Origin of the sequence: Bradyrhizobium sp. cir1 (genome assembly GCF_014198245.1) — a bacterium.
Taxonomy (GTDB): domain Bacteria; phylum Pseudomonadota; class Alphaproteobacteria; order Rhizobiales; family Xanthobacteraceae; genus Bradyrhizobium.
The window spans coordinates 90,337-106,455 of record NZ_JACIHE010000011.1; the positions used below are offsets into that span (position 1 = coordinate 90,337).

A 16,119-nucleotide genomic window follows, 5' to 3' on the forward strand; every position below is an offset into this window, starting at 1 on the left:
TTGGCGCCGGATGCGCCAAGCGACGTCAAGAGCCCATTCCCAGTGAGCCCGACCTGATGAGCACGCTTCTTCTCTCCCACAAGGCCTGCCTCGACCACGTCACGCCGCCGGGACACCCCGAACGGCCTGACCGCCTGCGCGCGGTGGAGGAAGCGCTGTCGCATGAGCGCTTCCAGTTCCTGGTGCGCGACCAGGCGCCGGAGGGCGATCTCGATCTCGTCACGCTCTGCCACAACGAGCATTACGTCACCGAGCTGCGCCACATCGCCCCGACCAGCGGCCAGGTCTATATCGACGGCGACACCTCGATGTCCCCGGGCACGTGGGAAGCGGTGATGCGCGGCATCGGCGGCGCGGTGGCTGCGACCGAAGCGGTGATGAATGGCGAGCACCGCAACGCTTTCGTCGCGATACGCCCGCCGGGCCATCACGCCGAGATCGGCAAGCCGATGGGCTTCTGCTTCTTCGACAATGTCGCGATCGCCGCGCGCCACGCGCAGCGCAAATACGGCATCAAGCGCGCGGCCATCGTCGATTTCGACGTGCACCACGGCAACGGCACGCAGGACATCTTCTGGTCGGACCCGACCGTGATGTACTGCTCGACGCATCAGATGCCGCTGTTTCCGGGCACCGGCGCGAAGAGCGAACGCGGTGACCACGACACCATCGTCAACGCACCGCTGGCGTCAGAAGACGGCGGGCCGGAATTCCGTTCCGCGTTCGAGAATTTGATCCTGCCGCAGCTCGAAAAATTCAGCCCCGAGCTGCTCATCATCTCGGCGGGCTTCGATGCGCATTACCGCGACCCGCTCGCCTCGCTGAACCTGCGCGCCGAAGACTATGCCTGGGTGACGCGCAAGCTGATGGACCTCGCCGACAAGTCCGCCGGGGGACGCGTTGTTTCGGTGCTCGAGGGCGGCTATGACCTGCAAGGACTGAAAGAATCTGTTACGGCGCATGTCGGCGCCCTGATGGGCGCTTAACGGACTCGCCACATTAAGCCCGCAAAACCCGCCTTCACTGTGGGCTAAGCGAATCGGGCAATCGGAAACGGATATGGCCGAAAATACCCAAATCGACGTCTCCAGGCTCACCTTCGAGCGCGCGATCGAGGAACTCGAAACGATCGTGAAGCGGCTCGAGGACGGCAAGGTGCCGCTCGAGGAATCCGTGACGATCTACGAGCGCGGCGAGGCCCTGAAGCGCCGCTGCGAGGAACTGTTGCGCCAGGCCGAGGCCCGCGTCGACAAGATCACCACCGATGCCAGCGGCCAGCCTACCGGAACCGCACCGCTCGATGTCCAGTAAGGGCGACGGTCAGGCCCCAGTTTCGGGCATTTGAAGCCTGCATTTTTTCATGATTGCACGCTGCTGATTGCTCTCACGCGGCGGGCCAACCCGGGACAAGAATCAAGGGAACTCCTTCCCGAGGGCCGCCCGGCCCCTCGAATCCGCCAAAAAGCCCTCGCTCCCGCTCAAAAATACTGCTGCGGAACCGGGCAAGACTGGAACCCCGCCGCCGGCGCCACAGTTAACCACTCTGGCCCAGGGGTTGCAGGTGCATGCCCGTAATCGGCCCGGCGGGTTGGCTTTGGCCCAAGCTTTGGTGTAAAGCTGCGCGGAGTGTGGCTTTTTGTTAGCCTTGACGTGGGCACCGATTACCAACGACAAGCGCTTCAAATTGCTAATGAAATTGGCTTGGACGGACGAAGCCGATCTAAGTGACAGGGATCACAGAGACTGAACCGGAGCGCACTTAAGCTCACCTAAGCTTGAAGACGGGGCCTTGCCCCATGCAGGTGGCTCCGACGGTTTAAGGACTCGCGCTGCGCCGATATTGTGCAAACCCATCGCGCGCCGGAACGAACTTCCGGCGCTGACAAATTGGAAATCGCCGTGAACGCATACAGCAAGACGCCGCTTCTCGACACCATCCGGACGCCGGAAGACCTGCGCAAGCTCAAGATCGAGCAGGTTCGCCAGGTCGCCGACGAGCTGCGGCAGGAGACCATCGATGCCGTCTCGGTGACCGGCGGTCACTTCGGCGCGGGCCTCGGCGTGGTCGAGCTCACCACCGCGATCCATTATGTCTTCGATACGCCGCGCGACCGCCTGATCTGGGACGTCGGCCACCAGGCCTATCCGCACAAGATCCTCACCGGCCGGCGCGACCGCATCCGCACGCTGCGCACCGGCGGCGGCCTGTCCGGCTTCACCAAGCGCAGCGAGAGCGATTACGATCCGTTCGGCGCGGCGCATTCCTCGACCTCGATCTCCGCCGGCCTCGGCATGGCCGTGGCGCGCGACCTCTCCGGCGGCAAGAACAACGTTATCGCCGTGATCGGTGACGGTGCGATGTCGGCGGGCATGGCCTATGAGGCCATGAACAATGCCGGTGCGATGAACTCGCGCCTGATCGTCATCCTCAACGACAACGACATGTCGATCGCGCCGCCGGTCGGCGCCATGAGCGCCTATCTGTCGCGGCTCTACTCCGGCAAGACCTATCGCACGCTGCGCGAGGCGGCCAAGCAGATCAACAAGCGCCTGCCCAAGATCATCGCCAACCGTGCCAACCGCGTCGAGGAATATTCGCGCGGCTTCATGATGGACGGCGGCACGCTGTTCGAGGAGCTCGGTTTCTATTACGTCGGCCCGATCGACGGCCATAACCTCGACCATCTCCTGCCCGTGCTGAAGAACGTGCGCGACATGGAGGAAGGCCCGATCCTGGTTCACGTCGTGACCCAGAAGGGCAAGGGCTACGGCCCGGCGGAAGCCTCCGCCGACAAGTACCACGCCGTCGTCAAATTCGACGTCGCGACCGGCACGCAGGCCAAGGCCAAGCCGAATGCGCCGGCCTATCAGAACGTGTTCGGCCAGAGCCTCGTCAAGGAAGCGCAGAAGGACGACAAGATCGTCGCCATCACGGCGGCGATGCCGTCCGGCACCGGCGTCGACATCTTCAACAAGGCGTTCCCGGACCGCACCTTCGACGTCGGTATCGCCGAGCAGCACGCGGTGACGTTTGCCGCCGGTCTTGCCAGCGAAGGCTACAAGCCGTTCTGCGCGATCTACTCGACCTTCCTGCAGCGCGGCTACGACCAGATCGTGCATGACGTCGCGATCCAGAACCTGCCCGTCCGCTTCGCCATCGACCGCGCCGGCCTCGTCGGCGCCGACGGCGCGACGCATGCCGGCTCGTTCGACAACGCCTATCTCGGCTGTCTGCCCAACATAGTGATCATGGCGGCCGCGGACGAGGCCGAGCTCGTGCACATGGTGGCGACCCAGGTCGCGATCGACGACCGTCCGAGCTCGCTGCGCTATCCGCGCGGCGAGGGCCGCGGCATCGAAATGCCCGAGGTCGGCATTCCGCTCGAGATCGGCAAGGGCCGCATGATCCGCCAGGGCAGCAAGATCGCCCTGCTCTCCTTCGGCACCCGCCTTGCCGAATGCGAGAAGGCGGCCGACGAGCTCGCCGCCCACGGCCTGTCGACCACGATCGCGGATGCGCGCTTCATGAAGCCGCTCGACACCGAGCTGGTGCTCAAGCTCGCCCGCGACCACGAGATCCTGATCACGATCGAGGAAGGCTCGGTCGGCGGCTTCGGCTCGCATGTCGCGCAGTTCCTGACCGATCAAGGCGTGCTCGACACCGGCATGGTCAAGTTCCGCTCGATGGTGCTGCCCGACGTGTTCCAGGACCACGACACGCCGGCCGCGATGTACGGCCGCGCCGGTCTCGACGCCAAGGGCATCGTCGCCAAGGTTTTCGAAGCGCTCGGCAAGGACGTGAAGGCCGAGACGGTCAAGCTCGCCTGAGGGCGAGCTTCGGCCTTCGGCAAGGCGACACGCTTCCATGAAGATCTATCTGGCAGGTCCCGATGTGTTCCTGCCGGACGCGGTCGAGATCGGCCGGCGTAAGGCTGCGATCTGCGCGGCGCACGGGCTCACCGGCCTCTATCCACTCGACAACGCCATCGACCTCACCGCGCCCGACGCGTCGCGGCAGATCTTTTCCGGCAACGAGGCGATGATGGATGCGGCCGATGCCATCATCGCAAACCTGACGCCGTTCCGCGGCGCGGGCGCCGATCCCGGCACCGTCTACGAGCTCGGCTACATGGCCGGCCGGCGCAAATTCTGCCTGGCCTATTCCAACGATGGCGCCGTCTATGCCGATCGTGTCGGCCGCTTCATGGAGGTCACGTCCGAAGACGGGCGGCTGGCCGATGCCCAGGGGCTGACGGTCGAGGACTTTGGCCTCGTCGACAACCTCATGATGATCCATGCGCTGGAGCTGCACGGCTGCCCGCTGGTGACGCCGGCGCAGATGCCGGTCGACGTCTGGCACGACCTTGCCGCGTTCGAGACTTGCGTCCGGATGGCGGCCGCGCGATTGATCGTTACATAAGCGCCAGAGCATGATCCGGAACGTGTGCAGCGGTTTTCCGATAAGATCATGCTCAGTCAATAAGTCGTCTTCGGAGAGCCAATGTCCCCTGCCCGCAAGCGCGCGGATGTTTTGCTGGTCGAGCGCGGCCTGTTCGAGAGCCGGGCGCGGGCGCGCGCGGCCATCGAGGCCGGCCTCGTCACCGCCAACGACAAGCAGGTTTCAAAACCGTCGGAGACGATCGCCGAGGATGCGGTGATCCAGGCCGAGCCGGCGCACCCCTACGTTTCGCGCGGCGGCGTCAAGCTTGCCGGCGCGCTGGAGCGCTACCCGATCGAGATCGAGGATCATGTCTGCCTCGATGTCGGCGCTTCCACCGGCGGCTTCACCGAGGTGCTGCTGGCGAACGGCGCGAGCCTGGTGTTCGCGATCGATGTCGGCACCAGCCAGCTGCATCCCTCGCTGCGCGATCATCCCAAGATCGTGTCGATGGAGGAGACCGACATCCGTAGCTATGAGAGCAAGCGCCTACCGGCGCGGCCCGATATCGTCGTCATCGACGTCAGCTTCATCTCGCTGAAGAGCGTGCTGCCGGTGGCGCTATCGCTGGCGGCGGCCCCGATGAGCCTGCTGGCGCTGATCAAGCCGCAATTCGAGGCTGACAGGAAGCACAACAAGAAGGGCATCATTCGCGACGCCGCCGTGCACCAGGAAATCTGCGACGACATCGCGGCGTTTGCGGCCTCGCTCGGCTGCACCGATATCGAGGTGTTCCCCTCGTCGATCACGGGCGGCGACGGCAACATCGAATTCTTCCTGGGCGCGCGCCGTGGTTGAGCGATTGACGATCGACCACGTCGGCCATCGCGGCGACGGCGTCTCGCTCACGACAGGCGATGCGATCTACGTGCCCTACACGCTTGGCGGCGAGACCGTGGAGGTCGATCACGTCGTGGGACACCATCCCGACCGCCGTAAGCTGCTGGCGGTGGACGTCGCGAGCCCCGAGCGCATCGAGCCGTTCTGCCCGCATTTCGGGGTCTGCGGCGGCTGCGCCATCCAGCACTGGGCCGCGGAGCCGTACCATGCCTGGAAGCGCGGCATCGTGGCCGAGACGCTGGCGCAGGCCGGCATCGATTGCGAGGTGGCGCCGCTGGTCGATGCCCATGGCGCGGGGCGCAGGCGCATCACGCTGCACGGCCGCTTCGGCACGCACGAGGTCCTCAAGGTTGGATTCTCGGCGACGAGCTCGCACGACGTCATCCCAATCCATCGCTGCCCGATCCTCGATCCCGCACTGGAGGGCGCGCTCGATGCGGCCTGGGCGCTTGCAGAGCCGCTGACGTCCAAAATGCCGGTGACCAAGCCGCTCGATATCCAGGTCACCGCCACCATCAACGGCCTCGACGTCGACGTGCGCGGCTCCGGCCCGCTGCCGACGCCGCTCGTCACCGCGCTGTCGCGCGTCGCCGAGCAGCATCGCCTGGCGCGGCTGACGCGCCATGGCGAGCTGGTGCTGCAGCGCCTCGCACCGACCGTACGAATGGGCCGCGCGGAAGTGACGCTGCCGCCGGGCTCGTTCCTGCAGGCGACCGTCGCCGGCGAAGAGACGCTGGCGGCGCTCGTCACCGAGCGCGTCGGCAAGGCCAAGGAGGTCCTCGACCTCTTCTGCGGCGTCGGACCGTTTGCGTTGCGGCTTGCCGAGAAGGCGCGTGTCACCGCCTTTGACAGCGACGCCGGCGCGGTCGCGGCGCTTGCGAAAGCAGCGCGCACGCCTGGCCTGAAGCCAATCAGGTGCGAGCCGCGCGACCTGTTCCGCCGCCCGCTGGTGCCGCCGGAGTTGCGCGACTTCGACGCCGTGGTGTTCGATCCGCCGCGCCAGGGCGCGCAGGCTCAGGCGCTGAAGCTTGCCGCTAGCAAGGTGCCGGTCGTGGTCGCGGTCTCCTGCAACGTCGCGACCTTCGCCCGCGACGCGCGATTGCTGATCGATGGCGGCTTCAAGATCGAGACCGTGGTGCCGGTCGACCAGTTCCGCCACACGCCGCATGTCGAGCTGGTGGCGAAGTTCACGCGCTAGCGGCGAAGCCCGCCGAGCGCCGGCGACTCCCCGGGCAGCATGTTCGACCTGATATCGCTGTCCATCCGGCCCGAGTCCTGCTGGGTGAACCCGGCGCCGAACGACAGGCTGAGGTTCGAGGTCGGCTTGAATTCGACGCCCGCGAATGCGCCATATCCCGGCGCGGCGCCGGAGGTGAGCGGCGCAAGCGAGCTGCCGATGCCGTCGCCGTATTTCTGCGAGTTAAAACCGGCAAAGAACGTGACGGGCATGCCGCCGGCGGTCTTGGTATTGTAGCCGAACTGCGTGCTGTCATAGGAGAGCGCGCTGAAATTGCCGGCGAGGCCCGTCTGGCTGAGGCCGCTCCAATTGAGGTTGCCACGCTGGCTGCCGACGAAGAAGCCGTTCGCAAAGTTGGCGCGTCCGCCCGCGTCGGCGGCATTGAAGCCCGGGAAATTGCCGTAGGTGTCGGAGCTCTGGCCATCGCTGCCGCCATAGCCGAAGGCCCCGCCCGGGATCCAATATCTCAGGGGTGCGACTTGCGCATGCGCCGGAGCTCCGCAGACGCAGAGCACGGCGAAGAGGGTTGCAAGCGCACGTGAAGAAGCAAAGCCTGGCATTCGGGTAACCGTCAGAACGTCCTCAAATCATACTCGCAGGACCGCGAGATTGCCAGTGATGCGATGCCGGCGGCCGCCTCATCCAGTTCCCGATCACCTCTTCCTGACGCGTTGAACCTCCTCCGCGTCCGATTGACCCATTGAAGGGACGCGCGCAAGCTCGCGCCCGCGCTTTGATTGCGCAGACCTTTGAAAATGCCCGACATTGCATGGAGGCTGTCATGGAGGTCAATTCCGACAGGTTGAACGCCTTTATGGGCAAGATGATCACCGAGGTGGGGGCGGCGATGAACGCATCGCTGGTCCTGCTGGGCGACAAGCTCGGCCTGTACCGCGCCCTCGCCGCCAAAGGACCGATGAACTCCGCCGAGCTGGCCAGCGCCACCGGGACGACGGAGCGTTATGTCCGCGAATGGCTCGCAAGCCAGGCGGCGTCCGGCTACGTCGAATATGATGCCGCTTCCGGAAAATTCTCGATGCTGCCGGAGCAGGCGATGGCGCTTGCCGACCAGGACAGCCCGGTGTTCCTGGGCGCGGTCGGCAATGTCATTGCGGCTGCGTTTCTCGACGAGCCTAAGGTCACGGACGCCTTCAAAACCGGCAAGGGTGTCGGCTGGAACCGGCGCAGCGAGTGCCTGTTCTGCGGCACCGCCCGCTTCTTCCGCACCGGCTACATGCATCACCTGGTGCAGGAGTGGCTGCCCGCGCTCGACGGCGTCGTGGACAAGCTGAAGCGTGGCGCCAAGGTCGCCGATGTCGGCTGCGGCCACGGCGTCTCGACACGGCTGATGGCGGAGGCCTTCCCGAATTCGCGCTTCTACGGATTCGACTATCACGAGGGCTCTATCGAGGCGGCGCGGAAGGCGGCCAACGAGGCCAAACTCGAGGACCGGGTCTCCTTCGCGGTTCACTCGGCCAAGTCCTATCCGGCCGAGGGCTACGATCTCGTCTGCTTCTTCGATTGCCTGCACGACATGGGCGATCCCGTCGGCGCCATCAGCCATGTGCGCGAGACCATGGACAAGGACGGCACCTGCATGCTGGTCGAACCGTTCGCAGGCGACCGCCTCGAAGACAATCTCAATCCGGTCGGCCGCGTCTATTACGCAGCCTCGACCATGATCTGCACACCGGCGTCGCTCGATCAGGAGGTGGGCCTCGCGCTGGGTGCACAGGCCGGCGAAGCGCGGCTGCGCAAGGTCGCGCGCGAGGGCGGCCTGTCGCGCTTCCGCCGCGCCGCGGAAACACCTTTCAACCTGATCCTGGAGGCGCGGATCTGACATTTCTGACGCCGGCCCGTGGCGGCGGCATACGGCCATGCCGATGCCGCCGCCCCGCTTCGCAGCAACATCCTTGCCTCGCTCGCGCTGCAACGTAAGCTGGCGGTCGATGCAAGCCGAAGCGCCGAACGGCAGCGTGCCCCCGCTGCCGTCGCTTGCGGCCAAATAGCCATCCACTGGCCTCCATGACGCACGATCCGCTCCTGTCGCACCTGACATCCGCCTTTGCCGCGGTGCCGGGCGTTTCGGCCATCGTGCTCGGCGGCTCGCGTGCGCGCGGCAGCGCGCATGCCACGTCCGACTACGACATCGGACTGTATTTCTCCGCGGAGAGCCCCCTCGATACGGATCGGCTCCTGGTGGCCGCAAAAGCGATCGCCGACGATCCCGACACCACGGCCGTGACGGCGATCGGCGAATGGGGACCGTGGATCGTCGGCGGGGCGTGGCTGATGGTCAGGGGACACAAGGTCGATCTGCTCTACCGCAACGCCGACGCGGTCGAGGTGGTGATGGAATCATGCCGCGCCGGCGTCGTCAGCATGGACTACCAGCCCGGACATCCGCACGGCTTCTGCTCGGCGATCTGGATGGGCGAGATCGCCTATGCCGAGCCGCTTCACGACCCCGCGCACCTGATCGCGCGGCTGAAGTCGCTCGCCCTGCCCTATCCGCGACCGCTGCGCGAAGCGCTGATCCAGCGCTTCCGCTGGGAGATCCTGTTCAGCATCGAGAATGCCGAACTGGCCGGGCTGCGTGAGGAGCAGAACCATGTCGCTGGATGTGCCTACCGGGCGCTCGCCTGCGTTGCGCAGGTCCTGTTCGCGATCAACGGGCGATATCTCATCAACGAGAAGGGGGCACTGCAGGAGGCCTCGGAATTTCCGCTGACGATCCCCGACCTGGTGGAAGAAGTCGCAACGATATGGCGACGCATCGGGACCAAGGCGTACGGTACAGCGCTGACGCACCTGCGCAGGATCGAGCAGGAACTCGGTTCGCTGGAGGCATAAGTCAGCCGGGCAACGGCCCGCGCCTTCGATCGCCGTCGCGATCACCGCCCCCAACGGTCCGACCAGATCTTCTCGCCGATCAGGCAGCTGACGCGCGGCTCCTTGTCCTTGTCGGCAACGCGCACCACGGGGCGCTCGGGCGTGCGGCCGGCGACCTCCATCAGCAGCTTGGTGCGGATCGCCTCCTTGAACTTGTCGCGGTCCTTGATCGCGATGACGAAGGAGCCGGGACCGCCGACGACGCAGTCCTCGTAATAGTAATCGAGGTTGTCGATATCCATGGTCGAATAGGAGGGCTCCTTGACCATGATCGGCAGGCCGTTGATGACGATGCCCTTCTCGAGCGCGGCATCGCGCGCCACCGTGACCGGGCCGCCATTGTTGTTGGGACCATCGCCTGAAATGTCGATGACGCGGCGCAGACCCCGATACGGGTCCTCGTCGAACAGCGGCAGCGCGAAGGTGATCGCACCGGAGATCGAAGTGCGCGAGGCGCGCCGGATCGGCGTCTTCATGATTTCGGCGGCGACCGCGTCCGCGGTCTCCGGCCCGTCAACCAGCCGCCAGGGAATGATGATCTTCTGGTCGGTGGAGGCGGCCCACTCGAAATAGGTCACCGCGATCCGCCCGTTCGGACCCAGCTTCAACGCCTGGAGAAATTCTTTCGACTGGATTGCCTGCGCGTAGCCTTCGCGCTGGATCGCCAGCTCGTCCATGTCCATGGAGTAGGACACGTCGACCGCGAGGATCAGCTCGACATCGACCGTCTGCGCGTCCCTGTCGGCCGCCAGCCGCTGCGGCGGAGTCCTGGGCGGTTCAAACTTCGGCCCTGGTGCCGCGATGCCCGCGACGTCCCCTCCGGCGAGCACGCCGGCCACCAGCACAGCCCCGATCGAGAACAGCAAGCGCATCGCAGTCTCCCGTCGTATGACGCGATGGTGACATGCAATCGCCTTGCCGCAAAGTGCGAAGATCGCTTGCGCTTCACATTCAAGTGCATCGCTGCAGCGCGTTGCCGTCGTTTGGCCATAGCGCTGACGCAGGAACGCGCGCAAGAAGAGCACCGTCATTCCGCGGCGATGCGCAACATCGAACCCGGAATCTGGAGATTCCCAGGCGCGCCTGAGTTATCGCTGCACGAGCCCCGGAATGGCAGACGCCGGTGGAGACGCGCCCCCGCCCACTTGTCCGGCGCGATTTCCATGCTACGTTGGCTGCACAGATGGGGATGGAGTCCCCCGACAACCGCCCGGCGGCTGGACCGTAGTGGGCTGATGACTCCTGCTTGAGGTGGGGCAATCATTGAGCCTCCGCCTTTGGCGGGAGCATGGACAAACCCGCCGATGGCGGGTTTTTTGTTGCCTGAAAGCGGGAGAAGGAGAAGGCGTGACGACGACACCGAATGCTGTGCGTAGCGGGCTCCCCGGGGGAATCTGGGTGCTCGGCTTCGTCTCGATGCTGATGGACATCTCCTCTGAGATGATCCACGCGCTGCTGCCGGTCTATCTCGTCACTGTGCTCGGGGCTTCGACGCTCACGGTCGGCTTCATCGAGGGCATTGCGGAGGCCACCGCCTCGATCACCAAGATCTTCTCCGGCGCGCTGTCGGACTGGCTCGGCCGCCGCAAGCTGCTCGCCGCGCTCGGCTACGGGCTCGCCGCCTTCACCAAGCCGCTGTTCCCGCTCGCGCCCAGCGTCGGGTGGCTGGTGGCCGCGCGCTTCATCGACCGCGTCGGCAAAGGCATCCGCGGCGCGCCACGCGATGCGCTGATCGCTGACATCGCCCCTCGCGGCCTGCGCGGCGCGAGCTTCGGCCTGCGGCAATCGCTCGACACGATCGGCGCCTTCGTCGGGCCGCTCGCAGCGATCGGCCTGATGTGGTGGACGGCGGACAATTTTACCCTCGTGTTCTGGTTCGCGGTGCTGCCGGCCTTCCTCTCCTTCGGCCTGATCGCCTTTGCCGTAAGCGAGCCGGCGCCGGACGCCACCCGGGAGCATGCCGGCAATCCGCTCAATCTCGCCGCGATGCGGCAGCTCGGATCCGTATACTGGCGCGTCGTCGCGGTCGGCGTGGTGTTCACACTTGCTCGCTTCAGCGAGGCCTTCCTGATCCTGCGCGCGCAAAATATCGGCCTCAATGCGATGTGGGTGCCGGCGGTGCTGGTGCTCATGAACATAGTGTACGCGCTCTCCGCCTATCCAGCCGGCGTGCTGTCGGACCGGATCAATCGGACTGGCCTGCTCGCTGTTGGTCTCCTCTCGCTCGCCGGGGCCGACCTTGCACTCGCGCTGCTGCCGAACCTTGGTGGCCTCGCGCTCGGCGTCGTGCTGTGGGGGCTGCATATGGGATTGACGCAGGGCCTGCTCTCGGCGCTCGTCGCCGACGCCGCGCCGCCCAGCCTGCGCGGCACGGCCTTCGGCTATTTCAACCTGTTCACGGGCCTTGCCCTGCTGGCGGCGAGCGTGATCGCCGGTGCACTGTGGGACGCCTATGGCCCGGCCGGCACGTTCCTGGCCGGGCTCGGCTTCGCGCTGGTGTCGCTCGCGGGGTTGCTCGCCATCGGCAACGGAATTGCAACGGAGGGCAAGCAGTGACGGGAGGCGGTTCATCGTGCTGAGCGGAGTGCTCGCGATCATGATCGGCAGCGTGCTGGGCGGCTGCGCGCGCTATTTCGTCTCCGGCGCGATCGCACGGCGGCTGGGCGAGACCTTTCCGTGGGGCACCATGACCATCAACGTCACCGGCGCCTTCCTGATCGGCATTTTTGGCGCGCTGGCGACCCATCCGGGCTCGGTCTTCGCCGCGCCCAATCCGTGGCTGTTCGCGGTGACCGGCTTCCTCGGCTGCTACACCACGGTGTCCTCGTTCAGCCTGCAAACGCTGACGCTGGCCCGCAACGGCGAGCCGCTGCATGCGCTCGGCAATGTCGCCGCCTCGGTCGGGCTGTGCCTCACGGCCGTGAGTTGCGGCTTCCTGCTTGCGGACAGTCTTGGAGGGTAGCGCGATGGCATTTGCAGAAGCGCTGGGCGGGCCGCAGCTTCACCTCGCCCCGCTTGCGGGGAGAGGTCGGAATCTGCGTGCAACGCAGATTCCGGGTGAGGGGGACTCTCCGCGAATCCAACTGCCACGTCCCTCGCGGAGAGCCCCCCTCACCCCGACCCTCTCCCCGCACGCGGGGAGAGGGAGAAGGGGCAGCGGCTGATGAGCTCTCCCTCCTCCACCGACCGCTGGCGCAGTGCGGTTCTCTACGCCTGGGTTTCCGCCGGCAGCATCCTTGGCGGGCTGACGCGCTATCTGGTCGGGCTCGCGCTCGATTCCGGGCCGGGCTTTCCCTTCGCGACATTGTTCATCAACGCCACGGGTTCGCTGATCATCGGCTTCTACGCGACGCTGACCGGCCCTGATGGCCGCATGCTGGCGCCGCCGGAGCACCGGCAATTCGTCATGACCGGGTTCTGCGGCGGCTACACCACCTTTTCCGCCTTCAGCCTGGAATCCTTCCGCCTGTTCCATGGCGGCATGAAATACACTGCGCTTGCCTATGTCGCGTCCTCCGTCGTCTGCTGGCTGGTGTCGGTGTGGGCCGGGCATATGCTGGCGAGCCGCTACAACCGCTTGAAGAGGAGCTGATCATGCAAATTCCCAATCAGGCAGTTTCGCTCCGCATCTTCATCGGCGAGAGCGACCATTATGACGGCAAGCCGCTCTATGAGGCGATCGTGATGAGGGCGCGCGAGCTGCACCTCGCCGGCGCCACCGTGCTGCGTGGTCCCATGGGCTTCGGCAAGTCGAGCCGGCTGCACACCTCGAAAATCCTGCGCCTCTCGGAAGACCTGCCGCTGCTGATCGAGATCGTCGACAGCGAGGACAACATCAATGCATTCCTGCCCATCCTGGACAGCATGATGTCGAGCGGCCTGATCACCTTGGAGAAGGTGCAGGTCCTGCAATATGGTGAGAAGGCCGCAAGCTGATCGCTTCCGGCCGGAAACCCGAGCCCGCCGTGTCCAGGAGGCGGAATGAACGACACCGTCACCAAGCCGAAAACCAGGAAGAAGACCAAGGTCGAGCGGCCGAAGCTGCACAAGGTCATCCTGATCAACGACGACTACACGCCGCGCGAATTCGTCACCATGGTGCTCAAGGCCGAATTCCGCATGACCGAGGATCAGGCCTACAAGGTGATGATCACCGCGCACAAGCTCGGGACCTGCGTGGTCGCCGTGTTCACCAAGGACGTCGCCGAAACCAAGGCCACGCGCGCCACCGACGCCGGCCGCGCCAAGGGCTATCCGCTGCTGTTCACGACCGAGCCGGAGGAGTAGGGCTTCATCGTGCGACGATGAATGACCTTCAGCTCGGTGCGCGTCACGCCATCACCACCGGCGTCTCCTCGCCGAGCCCGTACACGCGCTGCGCCTTGGAAAATCCCGCGATCGGAAACTCGCCGAGCGCGCGCCAGTCGTGGCGGCAGGCATTGGCAAAGACTTCCGAGACGACGACGGTGCGCCCGAGCCTCCCCGCGATCTTCTCCAGCCGTGCCGCGAGATTGACGGCGGGGCCGATGCAGGTGAAGTCGAGGCGGTTGCCGCCGCCGATATTGCCGTAGAGGATGTTGCCGACATGCAGCGCGACGCCGAAGCGGAAGCGCTCGATGATGTCGCCGACCGGAAAGGCCAGCGCCTCGACGCTGGCGCGGGATTCACGCGCAGCCTCCAGCACGCGCGCGCAAACATGGGTGGCATCGCCGACATATTCGTCGATCGGGAACACCGCGAGCAGGCCGTCACCCATGAATTTCAGCACCTCGCCGCCATGGCCGCGGATCGCGGTGACCTGGCAATCGAAATACTGGTTGAGGATGTCGACCACGGTCTCGGCCGGCAGCCGGTCCGACAGCGCGGTGAAGCCGCGCAGATCGGAGAGCCAGATCGCGGCCTGCATGGTGTCGTTGTGGCCACGCCGGATCTGGCCGCCAAGGATGCGCGCGCCGGCGCGATTGCCAACATAGGTGTCGAGCAGCATGTCGGCGGTGCGGCGCAGGCTGATGATCTCGCTGACGCGCGCGAGCGGCGTCACGATGGTCCGGATCGCCGCGATGTCGTCGTCGCTGAAGCCGCCGGGACGGCGTGTGACCCAGCTCGTCGCGTGGATCGAACCGTCGAGATACGGCATCGGCATCGCGACGTAGTCGGTGACGCCTTCGGCGCGCATGTCGTCAAGGAACGGAAACCGCTTGCTGTCCGGATCGTCCATCCGTCCGCGGACCTCCAGCCCCTCCTCGAACACGATCCGAAGCGGGCTCCTGGCGAATTCGGGCGTATCGAGAATCTCGAAATCGACGGAGCCGATCTCGACCTCCTGGCCCTGCCGCCAGATGAAGTTGCGGCCGAAGATTTCCGGATGCAGCGTGCGGATGAAGATGCCGAACCGCCACAGCGGCAGGCCGGCCTCGACCAGATGCTCGCAGACGTAGGCGATCATCTCGGCCGGGGTTCCGGACGACCTCGCGCCGTCGATCAGCCAGTTGGTGATGCGCTGGAGCTCGGCGTTTTGCATGCCCGCATTTGCGGACGAAGTTGTAGCGCCGTCAAGCTGCGCGGTGGGCTAGTACCGCGGCGCGAAGGCCCTACTGGCGCTAGCGCCCCACCTGCCCGCGATCCCGAATGAAATGATCGGCCAGCACGCAGGCCATCATGGCTTCGCCGACCGGGACGGCGCGGATGCCGACGCAGGGATCGTGGCGGCCCTTGGTGAATATCTCGGTGTCGGCGCCCTTGCGGTCGACGGTCAGGCGCGGCTGGAGGATCGACGAGGTCGGCTTTACCGCAAAGCGCACCACGATCGGCTGTCCCGTGGAGATGCCACCCAAAATGCCGCCGGCATGGTTGGAGAGGAAGCGCGTGCCGTCATTGCCGGTGCGCATCTCGTCGGCGTTCTCTTCGCCGGTGAGCTCGGCCGCGCCAAAGCCCGCGCCGATCTCGACGCCCTTCACCGCGTTGATGGTCATCATCGCGCCTGCGAGATCGGAATCGAGCTTTGCATAGATCGGTGCGCCAAGGCCGGCCGGCACGCCTTCGGCGACAATCTCGAGCACCGCACCGATCGAGGAACCGCTCTTGCGGATGCCGTCGAGATAGGTCTCGAAAAATGCGGCCTTGTCCTTGTCCGGGCAGAAGAACGGATTTTTGGCGACCTCGTCCCAGTCCCACTTCTCACGATCGATCTTGTGCGGACCGATCTGCACCAGCGCGCCGCGCACCTTCACGTCGGGCAGCACCTTTCGCGCGATCGCGCCGGCGGCAACCCGCATCGCGGTCTCGCGCGCGGAGGAGCGGCCGCCGCCGCGATAGTCGCGCAGGCCGTACTTCGCCTCATAGGTGAAGTCGGCGTGGCCGGGGCGAAACTTGTCCTTGATCTCGGAATAGTCCTTCGAGCGCTGGTCGGTGTTCTCGATCAGGAGGCCGATCGGCGTGCCCGTCGTCACTTGCACGCCGGTTTCCGGATGCGCCATCACGCCGGAGAGGATTTTGACCTGGTCCGGCTCCTGGCGCTGGGTGGTGAAGCGCGACTGGCCGGGACGGCGGCGGTCGAGGTCACGCTGGATGTCAGCCTCGATGAGCGGGATCATCGGCGGGCAGCCGTCGACCACGCAGCCGATCGCCACCCCGTGGCTCTCGCCGAAGGTGGTGACGCGGAACATGTGGCCAAAGGTGTTGAAGGACATCGCTGCTCGCCAAGATCGGTTCC

The 16,119-nt window shown here is 65.7% G+C and carries 17 protein-coding genes and 1 riboswitch; of the genes, 13 read left to right on the forward strand and 4 right to left on the reverse strand.

Going from position 1 to position 16,119, the window contains the following annotated elements; translation table 11 throughout:
- Positions 1–56 precede the first annotated feature (56 nt).
- From GGD63_RS22390 to GGD63_RS22415, 6 genes are all read left to right on the forward strand, one after another.
- A complete protein-coding gene (locus GGD63_RS22390) occupies positions 57–986 on the forward strand; it encodes a histone deacetylase family protein (RefSeq protein WP_183245314.1) in 930 nt (309 codons plus the stop codon).
- A gap of 73 nt (positions 987–1,059) precedes the next feature.
- Complete coding sequence (locus GGD63_RS22395; RefSeq protein WP_018648646.1) at positions 1,060–1,311, forward strand: exodeoxyribonuclease VII small subunit; 252 nt, start codon at positions 1,060–1,062, stop codon at positions 1,309–1,311.
- Positions 1,312–1,899: 588 nt separating this feature from the next.
- On the forward strand, positions 1,900–3,828 hold the full coding sequence (gene dxs / locus GGD63_RS22400) for a 1-deoxy-D-xylulose-5-phosphate synthase (RefSeq protein WP_183245315.1): 1,929 nt from the start codon (positions 1,900–1,902) through the stop codon (positions 3,826–3,828).
- A gap of 37 nt (positions 3,829–3,865) precedes the next feature.
- Positions 3,866–4,420, forward strand: coding sequence for a nucleoside 2-deoxyribosyltransferase (locus GGD63_RS22405; RefSeq protein ID WP_183245316.1), 555 nt, complete (start codon positions 3,866–3,868; stop codon positions 4,418–4,420).
- Positions 4,421–4,501: 81 nt separating this feature from the next.
- The gene (locus GGD63_RS22410) at positions 4,502–5,236 is read left to right on the forward strand and encodes a TlyA family RNA methyltransferase (protein WP_183245317.1); all 735 of its coding nucleotides are present in this window, start codon (positions 4,502–4,504) and stop codon (positions 5,234–5,236) included.
- Complete coding sequence (locus GGD63_RS22415) at positions 5,229–6,476, forward strand: methyltransferase (RefSeq protein WP_183245318.1); 1,248 nt, start codon at positions 5,229–5,231, stop codon at positions 6,474–6,476. Before GGD63_RS22410 ends, GGD63_RS22415 begins: the two co-directional genes overlap by 8 nt.
- Here GGD63_RS22415 and GGD63_RS22420 read toward each other — a convergent pair.
- Positions 6,473–7,075 (reverse strand): hypothetical protein, encoded by a 603-nt coding sequence (locus GGD63_RS22420; RefSeq protein ID WP_183245319.1) that lies wholly within the window; start codon positions 7,073–7,075, stop codon positions 6,473–6,475. The two genes, GGD63_RS22415 and GGD63_RS22420, sit on opposite strands and share 4 nt — an antisense overlap.
- A gap of 221 nt (positions 7,076–7,296) precedes the next feature.
- Here GGD63_RS22420 and GGD63_RS22425 point away from each other — a divergent pair, with 221 nt between their 5' ends.
- Together GGD63_RS22425 and GGD63_RS22430 are read left to right on the forward strand one after the other, a co-directional pair.
- Complete coding sequence (locus GGD63_RS22425; protein WP_183245320.1) at positions 7,297–8,355, forward strand: class I SAM-dependent methyltransferase; 1,059 nt, start codon at positions 7,297–7,299, stop codon at positions 8,353–8,355.
- Positions 8,356–8,540: 185 nt separating this feature from the next.
- On the forward strand, positions 8,541–9,368 hold the full coding sequence (locus tag GGD63_RS22430) for a nucleotidyltransferase domain-containing protein (RefSeq protein ID WP_183245321.1): 828 nt from the start codon (positions 8,541–8,543) through the stop codon (positions 9,366–9,368).
- A gap of 41 nt (positions 9,369–9,409) precedes the next feature.
- On the opposite strand, the gene GGD63_RS22435 is transcribed toward GGD63_RS22430, so the two are convergent.
- Entirely contained in the window at positions 9,410–10,279 is an 870-nt protein-coding gene (locus GGD63_RS22435) for a DUF1194 domain-containing protein (RefSeq protein ID WP_183245322.1), read from the reverse strand.
- A gap of 304 nt (positions 10,280–10,583) precedes the next feature.
- A riboswitch (Fluoride riboswitch) is annotated at positions 10,584–10,659 on the forward strand.
- 95 nt (positions 10,660–10,754) lie between these two features.
- Here GGD63_RS22435 and GGD63_RS22440 point away from each other — a divergent pair.
- The 5 genes from GGD63_RS22440 (at position 10,755) to clpS (ending at position 13,694) form a co-directional block, all read left to right on the forward strand.
- Entirely contained in the window at positions 10,755–11,963 is a 1,209-nt protein-coding gene (locus tag GGD63_RS22440; RefSeq protein WP_312013376.1) for an MFS transporter, read from the forward strand.
- Between the two features lie 16 nt (positions 11,964–11,979).
- The gene (gene crcB, locus GGD63_RS22445; protein ID WP_183245323.1) at positions 11,980–12,369 is read left to right on the forward strand and encodes a fluoride efflux transporter CrcB; all 390 of its coding nucleotides are present in this window, start codon (positions 11,980–11,982) and stop codon (positions 12,367–12,369) included.
- Positions 12,370–12,570: 201 nt separating this feature from the next.
- A complete protein-coding gene (locus GGD63_RS22450) occupies positions 12,571–12,999 on the forward strand; it encodes a CrcB family protein (RefSeq protein ID WP_183245324.1) in 429 nt (142 codons plus the stop codon).
- Positions 13,000–13,001: 2 nt separating this feature from the next.
- Positions 13,002–13,343: a DUF190 domain-containing protein gene (locus GGD63_RS22455; RefSeq protein ID WP_183245325.1), complete on the forward strand. Its 342-nt coding sequence runs from the start codon at positions 13,002–13,004 to the stop codon at positions 13,341–13,343.
- Positions 13,344–13,388: 45 nt separating this feature from the next.
- The gene (gene clpS / locus GGD63_RS22460) at positions 13,389–13,694 is read left to right on the forward strand and encodes an ATP-dependent Clp protease adapter ClpS (protein WP_183245326.1); all 306 of its coding nucleotides are present in this window, start codon (positions 13,389–13,391) and stop codon (positions 13,692–13,694) included.
- 43 nt (positions 13,695–13,737) lie between these two features.
- Here the strand turns inward: clpS and GGD63_RS22465 are convergent, their stop codons facing one another.
- Both GGD63_RS22465 and aroC read right to left on the reverse strand, forming a co-directional pair.
- On the reverse strand, positions 13,738–14,928 hold the full coding sequence (locus tag GGD63_RS22465) for an adenylate/guanylate cyclase domain-containing protein (RefSeq protein WP_183245327.1): 1,191 nt from the start codon (positions 14,926–14,928) through the stop codon (positions 13,738–13,740).
- Positions 14,929–15,007: 79 nt separating this feature from the next.
- The gene (aroC, locus tag GGD63_RS22470) at positions 15,008–16,096 is read right to left on the reverse strand and encodes a chorismate synthase (protein WP_183245328.1); all 1,089 of its coding nucleotides are present in this window, start codon (positions 16,094–16,096) and stop codon (positions 15,008–15,010) included.
- Between the last annotated feature and the right edge of the window lie 23 nt (positions 16,097–16,119).